This window comes from Actinoplanes lobatus (genome assembly GCF_014205215.1).
Classification (GTDB): domain Bacteria; phylum Actinomycetota; class Actinomycetes; order Mycobacteriales; family Micromonosporaceae; genus Actinoplanes; species Actinoplanes lobatus.
The window spans coordinates 9124946-9146309 of the sequence record NZ_JACHNC010000001.1 but is presented as its reverse complement, the minus strand read 5'-3'; the positions used below and the strand labels follow the sequence as shown (position 1 = coordinate 9146309).

Here is a 21364-nt window from a genome sequence, read left to right as displayed (position 1 = left end):
TCCGCGGTCCGCGGACGCGGGGCGTGCGCAGTCGCCGCCCGGGGCCCCAGTCGGCTATCACCGCGGTGCGAACGCGGCCTCGAAACGTACCCGGTCGAGGAAGGTCAGCTGGGCCCTCTTGTGGCGCAGGTCGATCTCCGGGCCCAGGGTGAAACCCTCCCGCCGGAGGCGGCTGATCATGCGGTCGTTGCGGATGTCCGGTTCGGCGATGATGCGTGCGCGGGCCGGGTCCGCCGCGAAGAGGTGCCGGAGCAGGGCCGGGAAGACGGCGCTGGTCAGGTGTGGCAGATCGCGGCCCTCGGCGTCGATCAGCAGGTGCAGGCCGAAGTCACCGGGCTGCACGTCGTAGCACTCGCCGACCGGGTCGTGTGACGGCTCGTACGTCTGGAAGATCCCGATCGGGCCGTCGTCGAGCAGCAGCAGGTAGGCGTGGTGGCTCTCCAGGCTGTCGACGTAACCGTAGATCTCCTCGACGTCGGCGACCGAGTGCTCGCCCATGCCCCAGAACCGGTTGCGTTCCTTGGTCACCCAGCCGTGCACGACCGGGGCGTGCGCGGCCGGATCGAGCGGAACCATGGTGAGCTCGCCCAGGCCGGGCAGCTTCTCCGCGAATACGATCAAGTGCTCCTCCATGAGGTCCTCCCAGTCGGTGACCAGCGGGACGAGCGCCCCGTCCGCCCAGAGCGGCAGCTGGTCGAGGAAGTGCGGCGACGCGGGGTCGTCGGACGCGCCGAACGGTACGACCCACCGGCTGCGCCGCCGGTCGGCGAGGTCCCAGACATAGCGGGCGACCGGCCCGCGCCAGCACAGGTCACTGACCCCGGGAATGCTGGACGTGTTGAGTACGCAGCCGGCTGAGCCACCGAGCCGGACCTCCGGCACGCCGACGTCCAGCCCGGGCAGAGGAAGCGGGTGCAGCAGATGCCGCGCACCCCAGAAAGAATCCGGCGAACCTGATAGTGGGGACGGCGCGGCGACGAGAGCCGGATCGAGGCCGAGCCCTGCGAGCACCCCGTCGAGAGCAAGCCCGATCCGCGCACGGGGATCGGTCCACGGCGCGAACAGCGGATCATGACCGGACGGCGAGAAGAGCGGCCCCAGCGCGGGAAGGTCGCACAACGCACGGGCGACGGCCGACCGCTCGGCCATCCGGCGCCCGGCCTCGGCGGAGTCGGCGGGAAGCGCGGTGTCCATGTGGATCGACTCGTGCGGCACCCCGGATTCGAGCAGCTCACGGATCCGGCGGGCGCGGGCGGGCGGTGCGAAGTCCACGCCGTACGGCTCGGTGTCGGGCCGCCGGTCGTTGGCGTTGACGGCGGTGGTCACCTCGGCACGGAACATCGGCGCCCACTCCGGCCGCCACGCGTAGCGGGCCTCCCAGGCGGGGACCGGCACGATCCGGTTGCGCTCGTCGCGCTGCGGCACCCGGCCGACGGTGAGCTGCAGGGTGCGGCCGGTGCTGTCGGCGGTGAGGACGCTGTTGACCGGTTCGACCCAGCGGGACAGGGCGTCGGCCACATCGTCGACGGTGGACGCGTGCAGCAGCGGCAACAGGGCGTCGAAACCCAGGTCGAACGCGGACAACGACGGCGTACGAAGACTCAGGTTCCCATCGATGACCGGCCCTCGCGCGGTCTCCAGGACATCGACCACGACCGGGAGCTCGTCCCGTACGAAAATCGTCTCCTGGTGGGTGACCACCGGCTCCCAGCCGGTCGCGCCGCGAGCCTCGAACCCGTCCCCGGTCGCGCGCAGTTCCTCGATGTAGAGGTCCTGGTAATCGGCCATCGCGTTGGTGATGGCCCAGGCCACCGATCCGGTGTGGCCGAAGTGCTGCACGCCGGGGACGCCCGGGAAGGTGAGCCCGGCCACGTCGAAGGCCGGGCAGGCGAGCCGGATCTGCTGGTAGACGCCGGGCAGTTCGAGGAGCCGGTGCGGGTCGCCGGCGATCTCGCCCGGAATCGTCCAGGCGTTGCTGCCGGAGCCGCCCGGCCCCTCGTTGGCGAACCACGCGACGGCGTCCGGGCCGAGGGTCCGCTCGACGTGCGCCCGCCACATCTTGTTGCCGAACGTCCCGAACAGAATGTGCTGCACCTGAAAAACGCCGAGCGACGACCACGGCTGCCACTCGATGCCACCGGCGCGGACACCTGCCGCGTACGCCCGCAACCACCGCTGGGTCGCATCGTCCAGTTCGGCGAATGACCGTCGCGCCGTCTCGTCGAGCCGTACCCGCCGCGCGAACCGGTCCCACCCCACCTCGGCGGCCCCGGCGACGGAGGCGAGACGCCCCTCGGAGCGGAGCCGCTCGACGGTGATCTGACGGCCCCGATCGGAAGCGGTCACCCGCCCCTGCAACCAGGCGAGGTCGAGGACCGAGCCGGCGCGCAGGTGCGGGATCCCGTAGGCGTCGCGGTAGACCCTCATGCCGCGATCGGGTTGTCCAGCTCGCCCGCGAAGATCAGCGAGCTGGCCTGATCGGTGAGGTCCACCATCTGCAGCGTGTTGCGCAGCTGGAGCCGGTTCAGACAGGAGTGCCGGAACGTGGGCCGCAGCAGGTCGAGCCGCCCGCCGAGTGACGGGTGGTCCTTGGCGTGCTCGCGGACGCAGTCGCCGGCCAGCGCCCAGAACTCGGCGGCGCTGAGCACCCCGTCCGAGTCGAGGATCCCGGCGAGGTGCCGCAGGAACCCGTCGAACACGTCGGTGAAGATCGCCAGTTCCTTGATCTCGTCGCTGACGTCGATGCGGATCCGCTCGACCTCGGGCGGCAGCGGCTGATCGTTCATGACCGCCACCTCTTCGCCGATGTCCTTCATGAACACGCGGACAGGTACGTGGTTCTCGAGCACGAGGATCAGGTTCTCGCCGTGCGGCATGAACGCCAGATCGTGCTTGAGCAGGCAGTGCACGATCGGCCGCAGGTAGGCGCGCAGGTAGGTCGCCACCCACGCCGCCGGTGCCACGCCGGACTCGCGGATCAGGGCGGCGGCCAGCGAGTTCCCGGCGCGGTCGCGGTGCAGCAGGCTGGCCATGGTGGCGAGCCGTTCGCCCTCGGCGAGGCGGGGGAGCGGGCTCTCCCGCCACAGGGCCGCGAGCATCTTGGTGTACGCGCTGGGCGTCCCGGTCCGGTGATAGGCGTCGCCGATGTACCCGATCGACGCCAGCTCCCGCAGCACGCCGAATCCGCAGGCGCGCAGCTCCTCGTCACCCTCCACGACCCGCGCGACCCAGTCGTTGATCGGCGGCGTGGCCCGCATGTACTTCGGCGACAGCCCGCGCAGGAAGCCCATGTTCTGTACGGCGATCGCGGTCTTGACGTAGTGGCGTTCCGGCCGGTCCAGGTTGAAGAACGTCCGGATCGACTGCTGTGCCTGATAACGATCAGGTCCGGCGTCGAGCGGGACGATCGCCCTGCGGGCCACGTCGGGTGCGAACGTGACGGTGACCTTGTGCTCCCACTGCCACGGGTGCACCGGCAGGTAGCGGTACCCGGCCGGGTCCAGCCCGTGGCCACGGAGCTGCTGCTCGAACCGGTCCAGCAGGTCGCCCAGCTCGGCCCGGTAATGGTCGCGCTCGCTTCCCTCGTACACGAAGATGCTCTGGTCCTTGCGAATGGCGACCCACCGCAAGCGGACCGGCCGCCCGGACTCCGGGGTGTAGGCCTCGTGATCGCCGAGCCCGTAACCGATGCGCCCGTTGTTGGCCACGAACCCGGGGTGCCCCTCGGTCATGGCCGCCTCGATGGTCTGGAAGCTCGCGTGCACGAGGTCCTCGGCGTTCTCCCGGCGATGCGCGTACTTCCAGGCGCTGCCGGCCAGCGTCGCGGAGATCTCCTCGAGGTACGTGCCGAGCAACTTCTCCGGGATGCCGAGCGTCTCGCGCAGGCGTGCGATGAAGTCGAGCGCGTCGAGCGGCCCGTCCAGCGAGTCGGGGTCGATCACCCAGTGCTCGAGCGGGTAGCGCTTCGCGGTGAACGTGTTCTCGCCGACTCGGTACCTGTTTTGCGAAGGGTCATGAAGGGGCGAGATCAGGCGCTCGTGGCTGAACTCGGCGATGGCCTTCGCGATCAGCCGCCGGTGCGCGAACTCGATGGCCTCCGGCCGCAGGTGCGGGACGCTCATCGCGTACGCCGTGCGCGTGCAGAAGCTGAGCCGGCCGGTCTTGCCGTGCAGCGGCACGTCGCGTTCCGGCACGAACCCGACCTCGGCGTTCTTGCGCTGGATGGCGTCGTTGCGGACGTCCGGCTCGACGACGACCCGCTCGATCCGCGGATCGGCGAAGCAGAGGTCCATGACGGCCCGCATCACCGCGGAGGTGACCCCGGAGCGTTTGCGGGTCGGCGGCGCGACGAGCACGTGCATGCCGATGTCACCGGGCCGCACGTCGTAGTGCGGAGCCAGTTCGCTGTGCGCCGGGTCGTAGGTCTCGGCGAGGAACAGCGGGGCATCGTCGTCGTCCAGCCCGAGCCACACGTCGTAGTGCGGGTTGTCCAGGAAGCCCTGGTACTCCTCGCGCACCCGCTCCACGGTGGCACCCTGCAGGCCCCAGTAGTGCGCACGGGGATGCGTCACCCAGGCGAAGAGAAGATCAAGATCACGATCAAGATTCAGCGGTACGAGTCTCACGATGTCACCAGTGCCTTGGGGATGTCGGCCGTGGGGGCCCCGAACTGCTGGAAGGCGATCGACTCCTCGACCTTGTAGATCTCACGCCCGGTGATGCCCCGCAGGATCACGCTGTTGCGGTAGGCGCCCATGCCCAGGTCGGGGTCGGTCACGCTGTGCGTGTGCTCGGCCGCGTTCTGGACGAAGATCTCGTCACCCTCGCGGTCGACGGCGTAGCCGACGGTGACGTCGAACCGGCCGCGGGCGTCCCAGTTGATCCGATCACGGACCGGGTCCAGGAAGGACGGCACCCGTGGGGCGTAGCCGGTGGCCAGCACGAGTCCCCGGGTGGTGGCCGTGAACGAGCTGCCCTCCTCCTGGTGCTCCAGCGCCAGCGTCCAGCGTTCGCCGTCCCAGATCACGCCGGAAAGGGCTGTGCCGGTGAGCAGTGTCGTGGACACCGGCCCGGCCAGGCTCTTGGTGTAGAGCGTGTCGTAGATGGTGTCGACCAGGTCGCCGCTGATGCCCTTGTAAAGGTTGCGCTGCTCACGGCCGAGCCGGTCGCGTGTCTCCAGCGGCAGGCGCTGGTGGTACCGGATGTACTCCGGCGAGGTCATCTCCAGCGTGAGCTTGGTGTACTCCATCGGGAAGAACCGCGGGGAGCGGGTGATCCAGCTCAGGTGGTAGCCGTACGTCTCGATGTCGTTGAGAAGATCGAGGTAGATCTCAGCGGCACTCTGCCCGCTGCCGATGATCGTGATCGAGTCGAGCTGCTGGAGCCCGGCCTTCTCGGGCAGGTAGCCGGAGCTGTGCACGTAAGGCCCCTGGTCCACCGCGGCCGGGACGCGCGGCGCCGTGCCGATGCCGAGCACCAGCTTGCGGGCCCGGAACGTCCCACCGTTCGTGTGCACCAGGTAGGCCTCACCGTCGTGGGTGACGGTGTCGACGCGGGTGTTCCACCTGATCGACGGCAGCTGCCGGGCCACCCACTTGCAGTACTCGTTGTACTCGGCGCGCAGCGGGTAGAAGCTCTCCCGGATGTAGAACGGATAGAGCCGGCCGACCTGCTTGAGGTAGTTGAGGAACGAGAAGCGCGAGGTCGGATCGGCCATCGTGACCAGGTCGGCCAGGAACGGCACCTGGATCGTCACGCCGTCGATCATCAGACCGGGATGCCAGTCGAACTCGGCCCGCTGCTCCAGGAAGATCCCGTCGACGTCGGTGAGGTCCTCGGTGAGCGCGGCCAGCCCCAGGTTGAACGGGCCGACGCCGATCGCGGCGAAGTCGTACGTGCGCATCAGGCCATCACCGCCGCGGCCCCGTCGCGCTCGCCGGTCATCTCGGCGCCGATCCCGCGGATCAGGTCCAGCACGCTGCGCAGATCGTCCATCGTGGTGTTCGGGTTGAGCAGGGTGAACTTGAGCCAGTAGTGGCCGCCGATGGTGGTGCCGGCGACGATCGCCCGGCCGCCGTAGAACAGCCGCTGGCGCAGCCGCGGCATCAGGTCGTCGCACTCGGCGACGGTCGTCCCGGCCGGCCGGTACCGGAACAGCACCGTGCTCAGCGTCGGCGCGGCCACCGCCTCGAAGTCCGGGTCGTCGCAGATCTCCAGGTAGACCTCGTGCGCCCGGTCGATGACGGCGTCGAACATGGCACCGATCTGCTCGGCGCCCATGGTCCGCAGCGTCATCCACAGCTTCAGCGCGTCGAAGCGGCGGGTGGTCTGCAGGCTCTTGTCGACCTGATTCGGCACGGCGGCGGTGCGCGGGTTCAGGTAGTCGGCGTGCACCGCGATCCGGCGCATCGTCTCGCCCCGGCGCACCACGATCGCGCTGGAACTGACCGGCTGGAAGTAGCTCTTGTGGAAGTCGACGGTCACCGAGTCGGCCCGCTCGATGCCGTCCAGCAGGTTCCGGCGGCGCGAGACGAGCAGACCGCAGCCGTACGCGGCGTCGACGTGGAACCAGATGCCCCGGCTCTCGCAGATCGCCGCGATGGCGTCGACCGGATCGATGCGGCCCAGGTCGGTGGTGCCGGCGGTGGCGACGACGGCCATCGGGATCCCGCCGTCGCGGCGCACGTCGTCGACGGCGGCGGCGAGCGCCTCCGGGTCCATCCGGCCGGTGCCGTCGGTGGCCACACCGACCACCGCGTCGGCGGCCATGCCGAGGATGCCGGCCGACTTGCTGACGCTGAAATGGCTCTCGGTGGTGGCGAAGATCCGTAGCCTCGGGATCGCGGTGGCCCGGTCCCCGACCGGACCGGCCAGGATCTCCTCGCGGGCCAGCAGCAGGGCCTGCAGGTTGGACTGGGTGCCGCCGCTGGTGAAGATGCCGTCGGCGCCCGGGCCGAAGCCGATCCGCCCGGCCGTCCAGTCGATCAGGCGGCGCTCGATGAGGGTGCCCGCGGTGCTCTGGTCCCAGGTGTCCACCGAGGAGTTGACCGCCGAGATCAGCACCTCCGCGCTGAGCGCGGGGATGGCGACCGGGCAGTTGAGGTGGGCGACGTAGGTGGGCTCGTGGAACCAGACGGCGTTGTCCAGGTAGAGCCGGGCGACCTCGTGCAGAGCCGCACCGGTGTCACCGAGGGGCCGGTCGAGGTCGACGGTGTCGACCTGTTCCTGCAACTCGGCGACGCCTGCGCCGGAGTACGGCTGCCGCACTGCCTTCACCCGGTCGGCGAGCAGCGCCGACGCGTGCCACACACCGGACGTGTAACCGTCCAGGGTGGAGCCGGAAAACAGATGCGGGGAATCGGACCGCTCCAACGAGGCCTCCAATAAGGTAAACCTTACCTAACTAGAGGGGAGGCTAACTGTCCGGGCACGGGAAGGAAACTTGCCCCGGGCGCCGTGGGACTTTCGACACTGTGCCCACAGGCCCCTCGGGCACGGCGCGACCTGCACATGTCCTCGTGAGGACCGCTTCGACGACCGCCGAGTGACGATTGCCATATAACGCACGATGCCCACTCTTTCGGAGTTGGCATCGTCGATGTAGAAGATCAGAACAGGACAGCTGCACCCTCACCTGACGGTCGGTCACGTGGTCACCCGCCGGTTCGGGCTCGCAGGAAGTCGGCCCAGTGTTCACCCGTCGACCGATGCTGCGGGGCCAGGTGGGCGCCCCGCCGGAAAGCCCCGAACGTGGCCCCGGGCAGCCGCACCGGAACGATCCGGCGGTCCCGTCCCGAGGCCCGCAGACAGTCGCGGAACAGGTCCGGAGCCCGCAGCACCTCGGGCCCGCCCAGATCGGCGACCCGTCCCGCGGGAGGACCGTCGGCGAGTTCCGCGATCCGGGCGGCCACGTCACGTGTCGAGATCGGCTGCACCGGCACATCCGGGGCGAACACGACCGGCAGCCGCGCCGCGATCCGGGCCCCACCCAGGACGAACTCGTGGAACTGGGTGGCCCGCAGGATCGTCCCGCCGTACTCCTCGACCAGGCCCTCGGCGGCCAGCTTGACCCGGTAGTACGGGTACGGAATCTCGTCGACACCCACGATGGACACGAACACCACGTGCGGCCGCCCGGCGCGCCCGGCCGCCGCCAGCAGGTTCCGCAGACCTTGAAGATCACCGCGCCCCAGCCGCCGGGTGTCGCTGGCACAGTGGACCACCGTGTCGACGCCGCTCAGCGCCGCGTCCAGCCCGGAGCCGTCGGCCAGATCCCCCTGAAAATCCTGCCCGGGCCGGCGGCTGAGCCCTCGAACCTCCGCGCCGAACGACCGCAGCATGCCGGCCACCGGCCGCCCCAGAGTGCCGGTGATCCCGGTGACGAGAATCCGCTTCATGCCATCACGACGACCCGGCCCGCCGCGATGTGACAGACCCGTCGACCGGTACGGTCCCCGGCATGCCGAACCCGGTGCTGGACTAGCGGCATGAAACTCCGGTTTCCGGTCCGGGGTGGAACCTCACGCTGGCGATGTCGTGGTGACTCACCTCTAGTTCCAGGCGGTGGCGGTGGAGGCGACCTTGTGGCAGTCCTCGCAGAGGTAGAGGCTGCGGAAACCGTCGCCGTGTTCGCGGATGTAGGTCTCCACGGTGAGGGCGTGGAACATCAAGCGCTTGCAGGATGGGCAGGACGGGTTCGGGTACAGGCCGATCGGTGGGCCGCCCGCGGTGCCGACCACGCCGGGAGAGGTGTGGACGGTGCCGTTGCTGTAGATCAGGTCGGGGCCGTAGGGGCGCAGCACCGCCCGGCCGAGGCCGAAGCCGGGGGCGTCGCCCGCGTAGTCCTCGTCCGGGTCGTCGTCGCCGGATTCGAACCGCACCTCCTCGCCGAAGTAGCGGCCGTCGGCGCCGATGTCGGCGAACACCGTCCACAGGCACGCCGACGCGGGCGCGGCCAGATGGACCCGCTCGGCCGGGAAGGATGGCAGCCCGGGGATCTGGCCGAGCCGGAACGACGCGTAGTGCCAGACCACCGGGGTGGTGGCCGGGTCGCGCACGATCCGCTCGACCGGCAGGCCGACCGGATTGTCGGCGCCGGGGAAGTCGCCCAATTCCAGCACCACGACCCGGCGCTGAGAAGTGAACCGGTACTCCGCGGGGCCGGTGGATGGCACCCAGATTCCGGAGTCCTCGAAATCCTGCCGGTCCGCGCCCGCGCGCACCAGGTCGGCGATCACGACCCGGGCCGCGTCCGTGCCGATCGCGGCGAGCGCCCACATGTCGTAGTGGGACCAGCGATCACGCAGCCGGCCGGCCAGCGTCTCCACGCAGCGGTCGGAGGCGCCGGCGAGCAGCACGCACGCGTCGTCGTAGAGCACCTCCCAGAACGGCAGGTGATTGTCGATGACCACGGTCTCCTGGAACGGCCGGAACCAGTCCGGCCGCGTGCCGGCGAGGTAGGAGAAGTGGTCACCGAGCCAGGCCGGCTGACGATCCCGCCGCTCCAGATGCCCGACGAGAGCGGCCACGTCGTCAGGACTCTCCAGGGGCATCGGATCCCCACCGTGCACGGGCTTGATCGGCATGCGGGGCACGCTAGCAGCGGGGTACGACGAAATTGCCCCACGCATCGATACTCATATCGTGAGACCGTCGCCGATCGCCGCCCTGCTGGCCGGGGTCGCGCTCGCGCTCGCCGGGAACATGGCCACCAACACGGTGAACCCGCCGGACAGTTGGTGGTGGTGGCCGTGGGCGGTGTGGTCGGCCGTCGCGGCGCTGGTCGCGGCCGTCGTGTGGATCGAACGGGCCCGCCACCGCGCCGGACCCGGTCCGGACCTGGACCGGGTGGCCGCCGACCTGCTCGCCCCGATCGAGAACGCGTGGGCCGGCGAGGCGGTCCGCCGTGAGGTGACCCGCCCGGCCCCGGTGCTGGTCCGCTGGTCGTCGACGGGCCGCCCGGCGGCGGGACGGCAGGCGGTCCTCGGTTCGGCCGCGGCCGGTGACTGGCGTGAGTTCCCGCTGACCGGCCGCACCGACGAGCTGAACACCGAGATCGTCGCCGCGTTCCGGGCGCTGCCCCGCCGCCAGCTGGTGGTGCTCGGCGAACCGGGCGCCGGCAAGAGCGTCTTCGCCCTGCTGCTCACCCTGGGCCTGCTGCGCACCCGCACCGCCGGTGAGCAGATCCCGCTGCTGGTGCCGATCAGCGAGTGGGATCCGGCCGGGCCGCTCGACGATCTTCTCGCCCGCCGGCTCGCCGAGGATCATCGGCCGGTGCTGGGCCGGCACGGCGACCCGCTCACGGTGGCCCGCCGTCTGGTCGAGCAGAACCGGGTCCTGCCGCTGCTGGACGGCCTGGACGAGCTGCCCGGCCCGGCGATCGGCCCGGCGCTGCGGGCACTCGACGACCACGCGTCGGCGGGCCGTCCCCTGGTCCTGACCTCCCGCATCGGCGAGTACGAGCGCGCCGGCCACATCCTGACGACCGCGGCGGTGGTCGAACTGGAGGCCGTCGACGTGGACGCCGCGGTGGCCTACCTCTCCTACCCCGAGTCGGGCCGCTCCCGGTGGGAGCGGGTCTTCACCCACCTGCGTGCCGCCGATGATCGGGATCCGCTGGTGCGGACGCTGTCCACACCGCTGATGGTGTCGCTGGCCCGGACCGCCTACCAGGAGCCGGGCGCCGACCCGGCCGAGTTGCTGGCCCTCGGCTCCCGGCCGGAGATCGCCGGGCGGCTGATGGACGCGTTCCTGACGGCCGCCTACCCGGGTGCACGGCGACGGCGCTGGCTGAGCTGCCTGGCCTATCACCTGTACGCCGCGTACACCCGCGACGTGCGCTGGTGGCAGCTGGATCCGGGCCTGCTCGCGGCCCTGCCGCAGCGAGCGCGAAGGAGGACGACGGTCGCGGTGGCCGCAGCCGTCGGAACGGTCGGTGGCGTGCTCGCGGCGGCCGCCGGATTCTCCGTCCAGGTCGCGGTCGCCGGGGCGATCGCGGGCTTCCTGTGCGGGGCGTTCGGATGGCTGCGGGTGATCTTCCCGGGCGAGCACGAGGGTGTGGTCCGGCTTCGTAAGCCGCTCAAAGTTTCGCTCGTCTACGGCCTCGGCGGTGGTTATCTCATCGGGCTCATGACGGCATACAACGCCGCTGCCCTGCTGGCCGGTCTCGCCGCCACGGTGCTCGCGTACGTCTGGATCACCCTGCGGGGGCCGACGAAGCTGCGCGAGGCCGGGCCGACGGTGACGGCGGTCGGACATGCCCTGGCAGCCGGCTCGGTGTTCGCCGCCACGGCAGCGGCGACGGGCACACCGCCGGTGCCGGTCGGGGTGACGGCGGCGTTGCTCTACGGCTCGACCGCCGCCTTTGCCGCCGGTGGCTGGACCTGGGTGTGCTGGCGGCTGGCCCACGCCCGCCTCGCGGTTCAGGGCTGGTTGCCGTGGCGCCTGGATCACTTCCTGGCCGAGGCCTACCGGCACGGGGTCCTCCGCCGCTCCGGCGCGATCCACCAGTTCCGGCACGTGCTGCTCCAGGAGCACCTGTCCGACCCGATGCACCTGGGTGTTCTCCGGGCGCGGGCCGCCGCCGGCGACGTGGCGGCGGCCCGGACGCTGGCCGAATTGCTGGCCGACCGCGGCGATCTGGACGGGGCGATCGGCGTCCTTCGTGGGTTCGCCGACCGGGACGCCTCCGCCGCTGACCGGCTGGTCGACCTACTGGTGCTGGGTGAGCGCACCGGCGAACTGCGTGCACGGGCGGAGGCGGGAGACGCGAACGCCGACCACTGGCTGCTAGTGGTGCTGCTCCGGCAGGGGGGTGGTGTGGACGAGGTGCGGGCGCGCGCCGACGCCGGTGACCGGGACGCCGCCGTGGCTCTTGCCCTGTTCCTGGTGGAGCAGGGCGATCTCGGCGCGTTGCGGGCCCGCTCGGACGGTGGCGACCGGGTGGCGAGCCGGCACCTGGCCGATGCCCTGGCTCGTGGTGGCGAGGTGGACGAGGCCATCCGCATCCTGCGGGACCTCGCCCCGAACGACCGGCATGCCGCCCGGCTGGCGGCCGGCCTGCTGACCGACAGGGGTGCGGAGGAGGAGGCGCTGGAGTTGTTGCTGCCCCTGCTCGACGGCGCTGGCGATGTGATCGCCACGTTGCAGTGGGCGCCCATTCTCGCGAAGCAGCAGCGCGTCGACGAGTTGCGGGCGTTGGTGGACGCGGGTGACCTGCACGTTGGGCCGTGGCTGGCGAAGGTGCTCTGTGAGCAGGGACGCCTGGACGAGCTGCGTGAGCGGGCCGACGCGGACGAGGTGGGAGCGGCCAGATGGCTGGCCGAACTGCTGGCCCGGCAGGGCCGGGAGGACGAGCTGCGGGCGAGGTCGGCGCTCGGCGATGTGCAGGCCGCCCTGAGGCTTGCGGGTCTGCTGGCGGAGCGGGGGCGGGCCGGGGAGGCGATCGACCTGCTACGGCCCTGGGCATCCGGCCTTGACGCGGAGCCCGCTGGACGGCTGGCCGACCTGCTGGCCGAGCGGGGCGACGTCGAGGAGGCGATCGGTCTTCTCCGCCCGCGAGCGGACCGCGGCGATCTCAGCGTCGCCCGGCGGCTCGCCGGTCTGTTGGCCCGTCGCGGCGATGTGGATCAGGCGATCCGATACCTGCGCCCGCTGGCGGACGCGGGCGACGAGGATGCAGCCGCGAGCCTCGCCGAGTTGCGGCGCACCGATCAGCCGTAGAGGCAATCGTGTGGATCGCCGAGTTGCGGCGCACCGATCAGCCGTAGAGGCAATCGTGTGGATCGCCGAGCTGCGATGCGGCGATCGGCCGTAGAGGCCATCCGTGGCGAGAACCGAGCCCGGCGCGGCGATCAGTCGTAGAGGCGGGTCATGGCGGCGGCGCTGGCCCGCATCATCTCGCGCAGCTCGGCCGGTTCGAGGACCTCGACGTCGGCGCCCAGACGCAGGAACTCGGCGTGGGCGTGCCGTACCGACTCGACGGGCAGGGTGATCGTGGTCCAGCCGTCCGGGTCGGGCGAGCCCAGCCCGGACGACACGTTGCGGGCCATGGCACGGGTCATCAGATACGGGATGCGTTCCAGGCCGGCGGGGGAGAAGCGGACCGTGGCGACGCCGCGGTGCAGGCGGCGCTCGAAGTCGATCGCCCACTCCGCCCACGTCGAGGCGAGGTCGAAGCCCTCGGGCCGCTCGAACGTCTCGTCCAGGACGGTCAGGTCCAGGATCGTGGCCACCCGGTACGTGCGCGCCGACCCGTCCACCCGGGCCACGAAATACCAGACTCCCGCCTTGAGCACGATGCCGAGCGGGTCGATCAGCCGGTCCACCTCGTGCGGGGCACGATGGCGGCGGTAGCGCATCCGGGCCCGCCGCCGATTCCACACCGCGTCGGCCAGCGCCGCGAGGTACGGGTGGGTCTCGGTCTCCCGGAACCAGCCGGCCGCGTCGAGGTGGAACCGGTCGCGGATCTCGTCGACGTGCCGGGCGAGCCGGGCCGGCAGCGCCGCCCGCAGTTTCAGTTCGGCGGTGGTCAGGACCGCGCCCAGGCCGAGTTCGGCGGCCGCCTCCGGCACCCCGGCCAGCAGGATGGCGCCGGCCTCCTGCGGGGTGAGCCCGGTGAGCCGGGTCCGGTAGCCGTCGACGAGCTGGTAGCCGCCGTTGGCGCCGAGTTCGGCGTAGACCGGCACTCCGGCGGCGCCGAGCGCTTCGATGTCGCGGTAGACGGTCCGCACCGACACGTCCAGCTCGTCGGCGAGCTGCTGCGCGGTGAGCCGCCCGCGGTCCTGGAGCAGCAGGACGAGGGAGAGCAACCGGCTGGCACGCATGCCGGAAGCCTGCCACAGAAGACTGACACAGGATGTCAGTCATGGCTGGCAGGGTCGGAGCCGACGAAAGGAGCACCATCATGGCCCTCGCCAAATACGTCGGCTTCTCCCTGGACTGCGACGACCCCGCCGCCCTGGCCGGCTTCTACAGCACCCTGCTCGGCATGGAGGTCGCCTTCTCCTCCGACGAGTTCGTCTACCTGGGCGAGCCCGGCAACGGACTCGGCTTCGTCAAGGTCGACAAGTACGTGCCACCGACCTGGCCGCACGGGGACGTGCCGAAGCAGTCGCACCTGGAGCTGGGCGTCGACGACCTGGAGTCCGGCGAGGCGGCGATCCTCGAACTGGGCGCCACCAAGCCGGACTTCCAGCCGCAGCCGGACCGCTGGCGGGTGCTGCTCGACCCGGCCGGCCACCCGTTCTGCATCTCGGCGTCAATGTGAAGCGTCAACGTGAGGCGTCAACGTGAGGCGTCAACATGCAGCGTCAACGTAAGGCGTCAGCTTGCAGCGTCAACGTGAGACGTCAGCTTGCAGCGTCAACGTGAGACGTCAGCATGCAGCGTCAACGTAAGGCGTCAGCATGCAGCGTCAACGTAAGGCGTCAGCATGCAGCGTCAACGTAAGGCGTCAATGTGTAGCGTCAATATGAGTAGACCTCCAGCTCATAGATCGACAGTCCGTACTGGGTTGCCCGCGTGATCCCGGTCAGGCGGACGTAGCGGGCGGTGGCCGGAGTCAATGCGACGTTGTCGACGCCGCCGTTGCCTCCGGCCACGGCACCGATCTGGGTCCAGGTGCTGCCGTCGGTCGATGTCTCTATGCGGTACGCGGACGCGTACGCCGACTCCCAGAAGATCTGCACGCGCCCCACCGGAACCGACGCACCCAGATCGACCCTGATCCATTGGTTGTCGGACCAGGAACTGGCCCATCGGGTCGATAAGCTGCCGTCGACCGCGTTGGCCGCCGCGTTGCCGGACTGGACGCTCGACGCGGTGACCGCCTTCCCGGCCGCCCGGTTGGTGATGACGTCACCGCGTTTGGCCGGGAACGAGACGACCTGCTGGTAGGTGGGCCGGTTCTGCCAGGCGATCAGGTTGTGGGTGATGCCACCGAGCGGGGACTGCACGATCGCGTCCGCGCACCACTGGTTGCCGGCCGCGCAGTGCTCGTCGGCCGGGTAGGTGGTGGCGGCCGGCTCGGCGATGGCCGCGGAGAGGCTGGTCAGCAGGGCGGTACGGCAGGCGCTGACGGTGCCGCCGCCGCAGTACTTCGTGGACCAGTTGGGCACGCTGTCACCGAGGACGGCGCGCAGGTCCTTGTCGACCCAGCCCCACCAGCCGTACTGGAAGGAACTGCCCTTGTGGCCCTGGGCCGCGTTGGCCGAATGCGGCAGGTCGGAGACCGGCCCGGTCTGGCCACCGGACGGCGACTCGTTGATCTGGAGCGTGTCGACCAGCGCGTCGGAGAGCCCGGTGCCCAGACCGCTGGAGAACTGCGCCTGGACCAGCTTCGGCCACCAGGCGTCGAAGATCCGGATGGCGTCCGCGTCGGTGTAGGCCTTGCTGCCGGAGGCGGTCTCCTTGCGCAGCGCGCCGTTGGTCAGCCAGGTGCGCAGCTTGGCGATCGCGGCCGCCTGGGTGCTGTCGGTGACGGTGGCCGTGTCGATCACCCGCAGGATGTCGGGCAGGACCGAGGAGCCGCGCAGATCGGTGAGCCCGGCCTTCTCCACCACTTTGAGCAGGGACGCCCGGTCGTACTTCGTCCCGGCCGCGACGCCCGCCTTGAGTGGCGCGTCGAGCAGGTCGCCGCGGTGCACCGCGCCGAAGCTGAAGTTCCCGTCGGCCGCCGAGTAGCCGGCCGCCTGCTTGTTGTTCCAGCTGACGAAGTAGTCCTGGTTGACCGCCTGGACGTGGGCGCTCGCCGGCCGGAACCCGGTCCACTCGTTCGCGGCGTCACCCCAGGTGGGCAGGTTCGGGTCGGCCGTGGCGGGGCGGACCGGCTCGCTGCCGGAGGTGAACATCGCGGTGTCCGCCGAGTTCACGTAGAACCAGTTGAACGCGAAGGCGATGGTCGACGCCGCGTTCGTGAACGCGGCCGGCGTACCCATCTGGGCCGGCTCGTTGAACATCTGGAAGCCGATCGCCGAGTCCGCCTCGTGCCCGTAGGTGGACCGCAGACTGGTGAACGCCACCGGTGTCCCGCCGACCGTGCCGCGCCAGGTGACCAGGCCGTACTTCGTGCGCAGCATGGTCAGCCGGTACGACCCGGCCGGGGTGGAGTCGGCGGTCGTCGGCGCCCACGAGTTCGTCCGGCTCAGCGTCTCCATGGCGGTGCAGGTGCCGTGGTAGAGGTAGTTCGACGACGCCGTGGTGGGCGCGCTGCCGTCCGGGTTGCACAGCCGGATCGCGTACGTGTCGGTGATGTCCTGCACCGACGACGTGGCCGACCAGGCGTAGTCCGGGCCGCGGCCCAGCAGCGTGTAGAGGTTGAGGCCGCTGAACGCGACACCCCGGCTGCTGATCCCCGGCCCCTTCAGCTCCTGCAACATGAGCAGCTGCGGGGCGAAGTAGCCGGTCTGCGGGCCGAAGACGGCGACCGGATGCCCGGTGGCCGAGTTCGCGGCGCTGACCACGGCGGCGTTCGACATGCCACGGTGGGCGCTGTCGATGGTGAGCGTGCTCAGCGACCCGGCGATCGCGCTCTCCCCGGTCACGCCGGTGGCGGCGGATCCGGTGCGGTCGTAGATCAGCGGTTCCGGGGTGGCGCCGGCGTCCGGCATGGCCACCCCGGCCGCGTTCGGGTCGCCCGAGGAGTACGGGAACGACTGTCCCGCGTGCAGCGTGAGCACCGCCTCCGGGTCGTTCTGCGACCGGAACTGCTGCCACACCTGGTCGCCGACGGTGTTGCCGTACTTCGCCCGGGCCGCGACCCGGACCAGCGCGGACTGCATCTCGGTGCCGCCGCCCCCGCCGAACAGCCCGCCGATCACCCCGGCGACCGCGATCAGGTCGGTCATCACGAAGTCCTCGGGACCGCCGGCGTTGGTGACCGAGTCGAGGTGGCCGGTGAGCACGTACTCGCCGGGGCAGTCCCGGGCCGCCATGCAGTCGTCGATGTACTTGTTGACGCCGGCCAGGTACTGCCCGACGTCGTCGTACAGTTGGGCCCCGCGCGTGCCGGAGTCGCGCAGCGCGGTGAGTTGCGCCTGGAGGTCGGCCTCGGTGTAGGGGGAGTTGCGCCAGACGCTCTGCTCCAGATCGCGGTTCCCGGCGGCGCCGCCGGCGAAGCCGGTCAGGCTGCCCCGTGCCACGTGGCGCATCAGGTCCATCAGGAACAGGCGGTCCTGTGCGCCGGCGTAACCGGCGCCGAACATCGTCCCGGCGCGGGTGGTGCCGGTGACGTGCGGGATGCCGAGGGCCTTGTCGCGGACGATCGTGACGTCCGAGCGCGGCGTGACCGTGCTGGCCACCTGGGCGGCCGGTACGCCGTACGAGGCGTCGTTGAAGAACGTGCCGATCTGCTGCGGGGTCAGGCCGGTGTAGCCGTAGGTGAGGTTGGCGTAGGGGGCGAGCTGGTTCGAGGCGTTCGCCGGCATGGTGCCGAACGCCTGGTGGGCCAGGATCGTGGCGAGGTCGGCGTCCCCGTTCTGCCCGGGCGGCAGGATGTCGGAGCACTCACCGAGGCAGTAGTCGTCGGTGGCGAAAGCGGCCGTGGCCGGCGGTGGGCCGGTCACGACGGCCACCGCCGCGGAGGCGATGAGGAGGGCGGCGAGGACGGGGGTGAGGCGTCGGCGCATGGGGGTTCCCTTCGGGGTACGCCAGGGACGCGAAACTTTCTCGGGATATTAAGACATAGACGAATGTGAACGCCAGGTTTCGGTCGATAGGTCAAATCGTCTTGATGTAACGTGCGGTCATGGACGTACCCCCGTTCCCGCGCCTCGCCGGGCACCCGCTGCGCTGGCGGCTGCTCACCGAGCTGGCCGGCGGCGACCTGCGGGTCCGTGAACTGGTCGCCCGGGTCGGCCAACCGCAGAACCTGGTCTCCTACCACCTGCGGCTGCTGCGCGACGGCGGGCTGGTCACCGCCACCCGCAGCGCCCACGACGCCCGGGACACCTACTACCACCTGGACCTGGCCCGCTGCGCCACCGAACTCACCGCCACGGCGTCCGCCCTGCACCCGGCGCTGACCACGGCCGGCTCCCCGCCGGTCGCCGGGCCCGCCTCGGTGCTCTTCGTGTGCACCGGAAACAGCGCGCGGTCACCGATCGCCGAGGCCCTGCTGCGCCACCGCACGGCCGGCGCGGTGACCGTCCTGAGCGCCGGCGTCCGGCCGAAACCGCGGGTCCATCCGCACACCGCCCGGGTGCTGCGGGACGGCTTCGGCATCGAGGACGCGCCGCCGGAGACCCGGCACCTCAACACGCTCACCGGGCGCCGCTTCGACCACGTCGTCACCCTCTGCGACCGGGCCCGGGAGAACTGCCCCGACTTCGGAGGCCGCGCGCGGCACTGGAGCCTGCCCGACCCGGGGGACGACTACGCGGCCTTCACCCGTACGGCCGCCGAGATCGACACCCGCGTCCACCACTTCCTGAAGGGCCAGCTTCGATGACCGCTTCCGATCGGTACGCTCACTGACCGCGCCTCCAGCCCGCGGGGGCTGTCTGAAAGGGCTTCAAACAGCCCCCGCGGCGTTCACGAGTGCATGCCGACCTGGTACCAGCCGGCCGGCTGCTGCACGATGACGTTGAACCGGTTGAACGCGTTGATCGTCGCGATCGTCGCGATCAGCGCCACCAACTGGTCCTCGTCGTAGTGCTTGCGGGCGTTCTCCCACACCTCGTCGGAGACCCCGCCGGCCGCGTCCGCGATCCGGGTGGCCTCCTCGGCCAGCTCCAGCGCGGCCCGCTCGGCGTCGGTGAACACCGTCGCCTCCCGCCAGGCCGCCACCAGGTGCAGGCGCTGCGCGGTCTCCCCGGCGTGCGCGGCGTCCTTGCTGTGCATGTCGACGCAGAACGCGCAGCCGTTGATCTGGCTGACCCGGAGCAGTACCAGCTCCCGGGTCGCGGCCGGCAGGCCCGCGTCCTTGACCGCCAGGCCGGCCGCAGTGAAGTGCTTGATGATCCGGCCGGCCACCGGGTTGCTGAGCAGATCCAGACGAGCTTCCATTGTCGGCTCCTTCGCCGTCGCGTTGGGACGACCTCCAGACACCAGGACTCCCGGATCTGTGACGGCCGGGGTCAGCGCGGGCGCGCCGGCTGGGCGTCGGCGACGATCGTGCCGTTACGCAGGGTCAGATCGTAGGTGATCATCAGTGTCGGGTCGCCCTCATCATCGCTGATGAAGGCCGGTCCGGGCCACCAGACGACATAGCGGCCGTCACGTACGGTGGCCTGAGCGGTGAGCTTTCCAGCGTGAACGGTGACACCGGTCACGTCCGAGCCGACCGCGCCGTCGGTGATCGACGCGCCCCGGAAATCGGCGATCGCCCCCTGGGTGAAGTCGCTCCCGGACACCACCTGCGCCGGGCCGCTGCCACCGGCCTTCCCCGCGATCACATCGTCCACGTCGTCGCTGCCGGGAACGTTGCGCACCAGGCAGGAGCCGGACATGTCCGGGTTCTCGGTGCGGTAGAGCAGCATCGCGAAGTCGCCGCGCCGCTCGGCCAGCACCAGCCGCGCCTCGTCCATGTCCCGCAGCGCCTCCTGGCACTCCGGGCCGATCACGGTGATCTCCGCGTCGGTCAGGGCCGTCGGGGCCGGGGTCCAGGAGGCGTACGCCCGATCGCCGTCCGGCAGCTGTGTCAGCCCGCCCGCCAGGACCGCGACCGCGGCGGTCACCAGGATGAGCCGCGCCCTGCTCCTGCGGGGACGGTCCGGCTCCGGCTCCGCGGCCAGGATCCGCTCCAGGGTGTCCGCGGCCCGGAGGTGCTGCTCGCCGGTGACCGGCTCGGCGGCGTCCATGGTGCGCAGTGTCTCGTCGATGCTGTTCACGGCCGGGTCTCCATCCGTGGGTCGAGTCCGAGGATGGTCAGCGACTCCTCGGCGGGATCGGGTCCGAGGCCACGGCGCAGAGCCCGGCGGGCCCGCAGCAACCGCAGCCGGTACGACGTGGCGGTGATGCCCAGCACCCGCGCCGCCTGCTTCGAGTCCAGCCCGTCGAACACGGTCAGCGCCAGGGTCTCCTGCTCGGCGGCGCTCAGCCCGCGCCACGCCGTGGCCAGATCCAGGCGCCAGGTGATCGCCGCGTCCTCGGCGCCCCCGGCGACCGGGCGCACCTCGGCCAGCCGCACCGCCAGGGCATCCTGCCGGCCCAGCCCACGCCGGGTGTTGAGCAGACAGTTGCGGGCGATCCCGAACAGCCACGCCCGCGCGTCGCCGTGCCGGCGGGGCGCCACGTCCATCCGGCGCCAGGCGGCCAGGAAGGTGTCGGCCACGACGTCCTCGGCGTGGCTGGGATGCACGCGGCGCTGGGCGAACCGCAGCACATCGGCATAGGTGTCGGCGTAGAGCGCACGGAAGCGCGACTCCCGGTCCGGTTTCAATGTCCTCACATCCGGTACCTGTCCATCACCCGGCCCGCTGTTTCCCGGCAATTCTCGGGCGTGGCACACCGGCGACGCGCACGCAGATGCCGTACACCCGGGCGTGGCTCGTCCAGCCGTTCACCCGGCCACGGTTGTTGCTGATCTGCACCCGCTTGCGGGCGTGGTCCACAGCGGAGACCAGATGCAGGTACGTGGTGCCGGCGACCCGGGCCAGCACGATGTCACCGACCTCCACGGTCTCCGGCCGCACCGGCTCGACCCGAACCGGATCACCGCTGCCGACCAGCGGCACCATCGAGTTCCCGCGCGGCCGGAACTCGGCCGCCTGCCCCTGCGCCACCCGTGCCGCTACCGCGTCCAACGCCCCCATAGTGTGATTATCGGCTTACTTCGTGCTCATGGCGCATTGAGGATCATCCTTACTAGGGTGCTTCTCCATGCAGACCGAAGCAGAGGTACGGGCATGGCTGCGCTCACACGGGACGGAGACCGTGCGGCATCCGGGCGGCACACTGTACGCCCACCTTTGCCGGGTCCAGGAACGGCTCGGCGCCCTCGGGCACACGACGGCCACGCAGTCCGCCGGCCTGACCCACGCGGTGTACGGCACCGACGGCTTCGACCTGGCCCTGCTCTTCTGGGGCGAACGCGAGGCACTGCGCGACCTGATCGGCCCCGCCGCCGAAGAGCTCGTCTATCTGTACGGGTCGTGCGACCGCGACCGGACGTGGCCTGACCTGGCCACCAACCGGACGGTCGCGGACCGCTTCACCGGCGAGGTCACCCGCCTCAACGAGGACCAGGTCACCCCGTTCGTGGACCTCACCATCGTCAACGAGCTGGACGTCATGGAACAGGACCCGGCACTGCTCACCGCCAACCGCGCCTACTTCGCCGACCTCTTCGCCGCCTGGGAGCCGGTCACCTCACCCGCCGTCGCCACCGAGGCCCACCGCCTCCTCAACCCCTGAAGATCTTTCCCGG

The 21364-nt window shown here is 70.8% G+C and carries 16 protein-coding genes and 1 pseudogene; 4 read left to right on the top strand and 13 right to left on the bottom strand.

Going from position 1 to position 21364, the window contains the following annotated elements; genetic code table 11:
- Positions 1 to 57: 57 nt before the first annotated feature.
- The 7 genes and pseudogenes from BJ964_RS49645 to BJ964_RS41685 all read right to left on the bottom strand — a co-directional run bounded on the left by BJ964_RS49645 (position 58) and on the right by BJ964_RS41685 (position 9584).
- Positions 58 to 633: a GNAT family N-acetyltransferase gene (locus BJ964_RS49645; protein ID WP_407650864.1), complete on the bottom strand. Its 576-nt coding sequence runs from the start codon at positions 631 to 633 to the stop codon at positions 58 to 60.
- Positions 634 to 645: 12 nt separating this feature from the next.
- Positions 646 to 2427 (bottom strand): annotated as a pseudogene (locus tag BJ964_RS41710) (penicillin acylase family protein); the annotation flags it as partial.
- Positions 2424 to 4625, bottom strand: coding sequence for a GNAT family N-acetyltransferase (locus BJ964_RS41705; RefSeq protein ID WP_188125816.1), 2202 nt, complete (start codon positions 4623 to 4625; stop codon positions 2424 to 2426). The gene BJ964_RS41705 and the pseudogene BJ964_RS41710, both read right to left, overlap by 4 nt.
- Positions 4622 to 5902, bottom strand: coding sequence for a lysine N(6)-hydroxylase/L-ornithine N(5)-oxygenase family protein (locus tag BJ964_RS41700; RefSeq protein WP_188125815.1), 1281 nt, complete (start codon positions 5900 to 5902; stop codon positions 4622 to 4624). Before BJ964_RS41700 ends, BJ964_RS41705 begins: the two co-directional genes overlap by 4 nt.
- Positions 5902 to 7371: a pyridoxal phosphate-dependent decarboxylase family protein gene (locus BJ964_RS41695; RefSeq protein ID WP_229806719.1), complete on the bottom strand. Its 1470-nt coding sequence runs from the start codon at positions 7369 to 7371 to the stop codon at positions 5902 to 5904. Before BJ964_RS41695 ends, BJ964_RS41700 begins: the two co-directional genes overlap by 1 nt.
- A gap of 281 nt (positions 7372 to 7652) precedes the next feature.
- Positions 7653 to 8396, bottom strand: a complete 744-nt coding sequence (locus BJ964_RS41690; RefSeq protein ID WP_188125813.1) for an SDR family oxidoreductase — start codon at positions 8394 to 8396, stop codon at positions 7653 to 7655.
- A gap of 153 nt (positions 8397 to 8549) precedes the next feature.
- On the bottom strand, positions 8550 to 9584 hold the full coding sequence (locus tag BJ964_RS41685; RefSeq protein WP_188125812.1) for a hypothetical protein: 1035 nt from the start codon (positions 9582 to 9584) through the stop codon (positions 8550 to 8552).
- 58 nt (positions 9585 to 9642) lie between these two features.
- Here BJ964_RS41685 and BJ964_RS41680 point away from each other — a divergent pair, with 58 nt between their 5' ends.
- The gene (locus tag BJ964_RS41680) at positions 9643 to 12720 is read left to right on the top strand and encodes an NACHT domain-containing protein (protein WP_188125811.1); all 3078 of its coding nucleotides are present in this window, start codon (positions 9643 to 9645) and stop codon (positions 12718 to 12720) included.
- A 131-nt stretch (positions 12721 to 12851) separates the two neighbouring features.
- Here the strand turns inward: BJ964_RS41680 and BJ964_RS41675 are convergent, their stop codons facing one another.
- Positions 12852 to 13823, bottom strand: a complete 972-nt coding sequence (locus BJ964_RS41675) for a helix-turn-helix transcriptional regulator (RefSeq protein ID WP_188125810.1) — start codon at positions 13821 to 13823, stop codon at positions 12852 to 12854.
- A gap of 80 nt (positions 13824 to 13903) precedes the next feature.
- Here BJ964_RS41675 and BJ964_RS41670 point away from each other — a divergent pair, with 80 nt between their 5' ends.
- Positions 13904 to 14266 (top strand): VOC family protein, encoded by a 363-nt coding sequence (locus BJ964_RS41670; RefSeq protein ID WP_183218778.1) that lies wholly within the window; start codon positions 13904 to 13906, stop codon positions 14264 to 14266.
- A gap of 199 nt (positions 14267 to 14465) precedes the next feature.
- Here the strand turns inward: BJ964_RS41670 and BJ964_RS41665 are convergent, their stop codons facing one another.
- Positions 14466 to 17624, bottom strand: a complete 3159-nt coding sequence (locus tag BJ964_RS41665; RefSeq protein WP_188125809.1) for a penicillin acylase family protein — start codon at positions 17622 to 17624, stop codon at positions 14466 to 14468.
- 119 nt (positions 17625 to 17743) lie between these two features.
- Here BJ964_RS41665 and BJ964_RS49395 point away from each other — a divergent pair, with 119 nt between their 5' ends.
- Complete coding sequence (locus BJ964_RS49395) at positions 17744 to 18445, top strand: arsenate reductase/protein-tyrosine-phosphatase family protein (RefSeq protein ID WP_188125808.1); 702 nt, start codon at positions 17744 to 17746, stop codon at positions 18443 to 18445.
- Positions 18446 to 18528: 83 nt separating this feature from the next.
- Here BJ964_RS49395 and BJ964_RS41655 read toward each other — a convergent pair whose 3' ends face one another.
- From BJ964_RS41655 to BJ964_RS41640, 4 genes are all read right to left on the bottom strand, one after another.
- Complete coding sequence (locus tag BJ964_RS41655; protein WP_188125807.1) at positions 18529 to 19002, bottom strand: carboxymuconolactone decarboxylase family protein; 474 nt, start codon at positions 19000 to 19002, stop codon at positions 18529 to 18531.
- A 71-nt stretch (positions 19003 to 19073) separates the two neighbouring features.
- Positions 19074 to 19826 (bottom strand): hypothetical protein, encoded by a 753-nt coding sequence (locus BJ964_RS41650; RefSeq protein WP_188125806.1) that lies wholly within the window; start codon positions 19824 to 19826, stop codon positions 19074 to 19076.
- On the bottom strand, positions 19823 to 20386 hold the full coding sequence (locus BJ964_RS41645; protein WP_188125805.1) for an RNA polymerase sigma factor: 564 nt from the start codon (positions 20384 to 20386) through the stop codon (positions 19823 to 19825). Before BJ964_RS41645 ends, BJ964_RS41650 begins: the two co-directional genes overlap by 4 nt.
- A 16-nt stretch (positions 20387 to 20402) precedes the next feature.
- Complete coding sequence (locus BJ964_RS41640; RefSeq protein ID WP_188125804.1) at positions 20403 to 20750, bottom strand: S24/S26 family peptidase; 348 nt, start codon at positions 20748 to 20750, stop codon at positions 20403 to 20405.
- 67 nt (positions 20751 to 20817) lie between these two features.
- On the opposite strand from BJ964_RS41640, the gene BJ964_RS41635 reads away from it, so the two are divergent.
- Positions 20818 to 21351: a DUF6817 domain-containing protein gene (locus tag BJ964_RS41635; protein WP_188125803.1), complete on the top strand. Its 534-nt coding sequence runs from the start codon at positions 20818 to 20820 to the stop codon at positions 21349 to 21351.
- Positions 21352 to 21364: the final 13 nt, after the last annotated feature.

Bases quoted from the DNA above. Each gene is read 5' to 3' on its own strand.
- BJ964_RS49395 (WP_188125808.1), top strand. From the start codon at position 17,744: ATGGACGTACCCCCGTTCCCGCGCCTCGCCGGGCACCCGCTGCGCTGG.
- BJ964_RS41665 (WP_188125809.1), bottom strand. From the start codon at position 17,624: ATGCGCCGACGCCTCACCCCCGTCCTCGCCGCCCTCCTCATCGCCTCC.
- BJ964_RS41700 (WP_188125815.1), bottom strand. From the start codon at position 5,902: ATGCGCACGTACGACTTCGCCGCGATCGGCGTCGGCCCGTTCAACCTG.
- BJ964_RS41670 (WP_183218778.1), top strand. From the start codon at position 13,904: ATGGCCCTCGCCAAATACGTCGGCTTCTCCCTGGACTGCGACGACCCC.
- BJ964_RS41675 (WP_188125810.1), bottom strand. From the start codon at position 13,823: ATGCGTGCCAGCCGGTTGCTCTCCCTCGTCCTGCTGCTCCAGGACCGC.
- BJ964_RS41640 (WP_188125804.1), bottom strand. From the start codon at position 20,750: ATGGGGGCGTTGGACGCGGTAGCGGCACGGGTGGCGCAGGGGCAGGCG.
- BJ964_RS49645 (WP_407650864.1), bottom strand. From the start codon at position 633: ATGGAGGAGCACTTGATCGTATTCGCGGAGAAGCTGCCCGGCCTGGGC.
- BJ964_RS41690 (WP_188125813.1), bottom strand. From the start codon at position 8,396: ATGAAGCGGATTCTCGTCACCGGGATCACCGGCACTCTGGGGCGGCCG.
- BJ964_RS41685 (WP_188125812.1), bottom strand. From the start codon at position 9,584: ATGCCGATCAAGCCCGTGCACGGTGGGGATCCGATGCCCCTGGAGAGT.
- BJ964_RS41655 (WP_188125807.1), bottom strand. From the start codon at position 19,002: ATGGAAGCTCGTCTGGATCTGCTCAGCAACCCGGTGGCCGGCCGGATC.
- BJ964_RS41635 (WP_188125803.1), top strand. From the start codon at position 20,818: ATGCAGACCGAAGCAGAGGTACGGGCATGGCTGCGCTCACACGGGACG.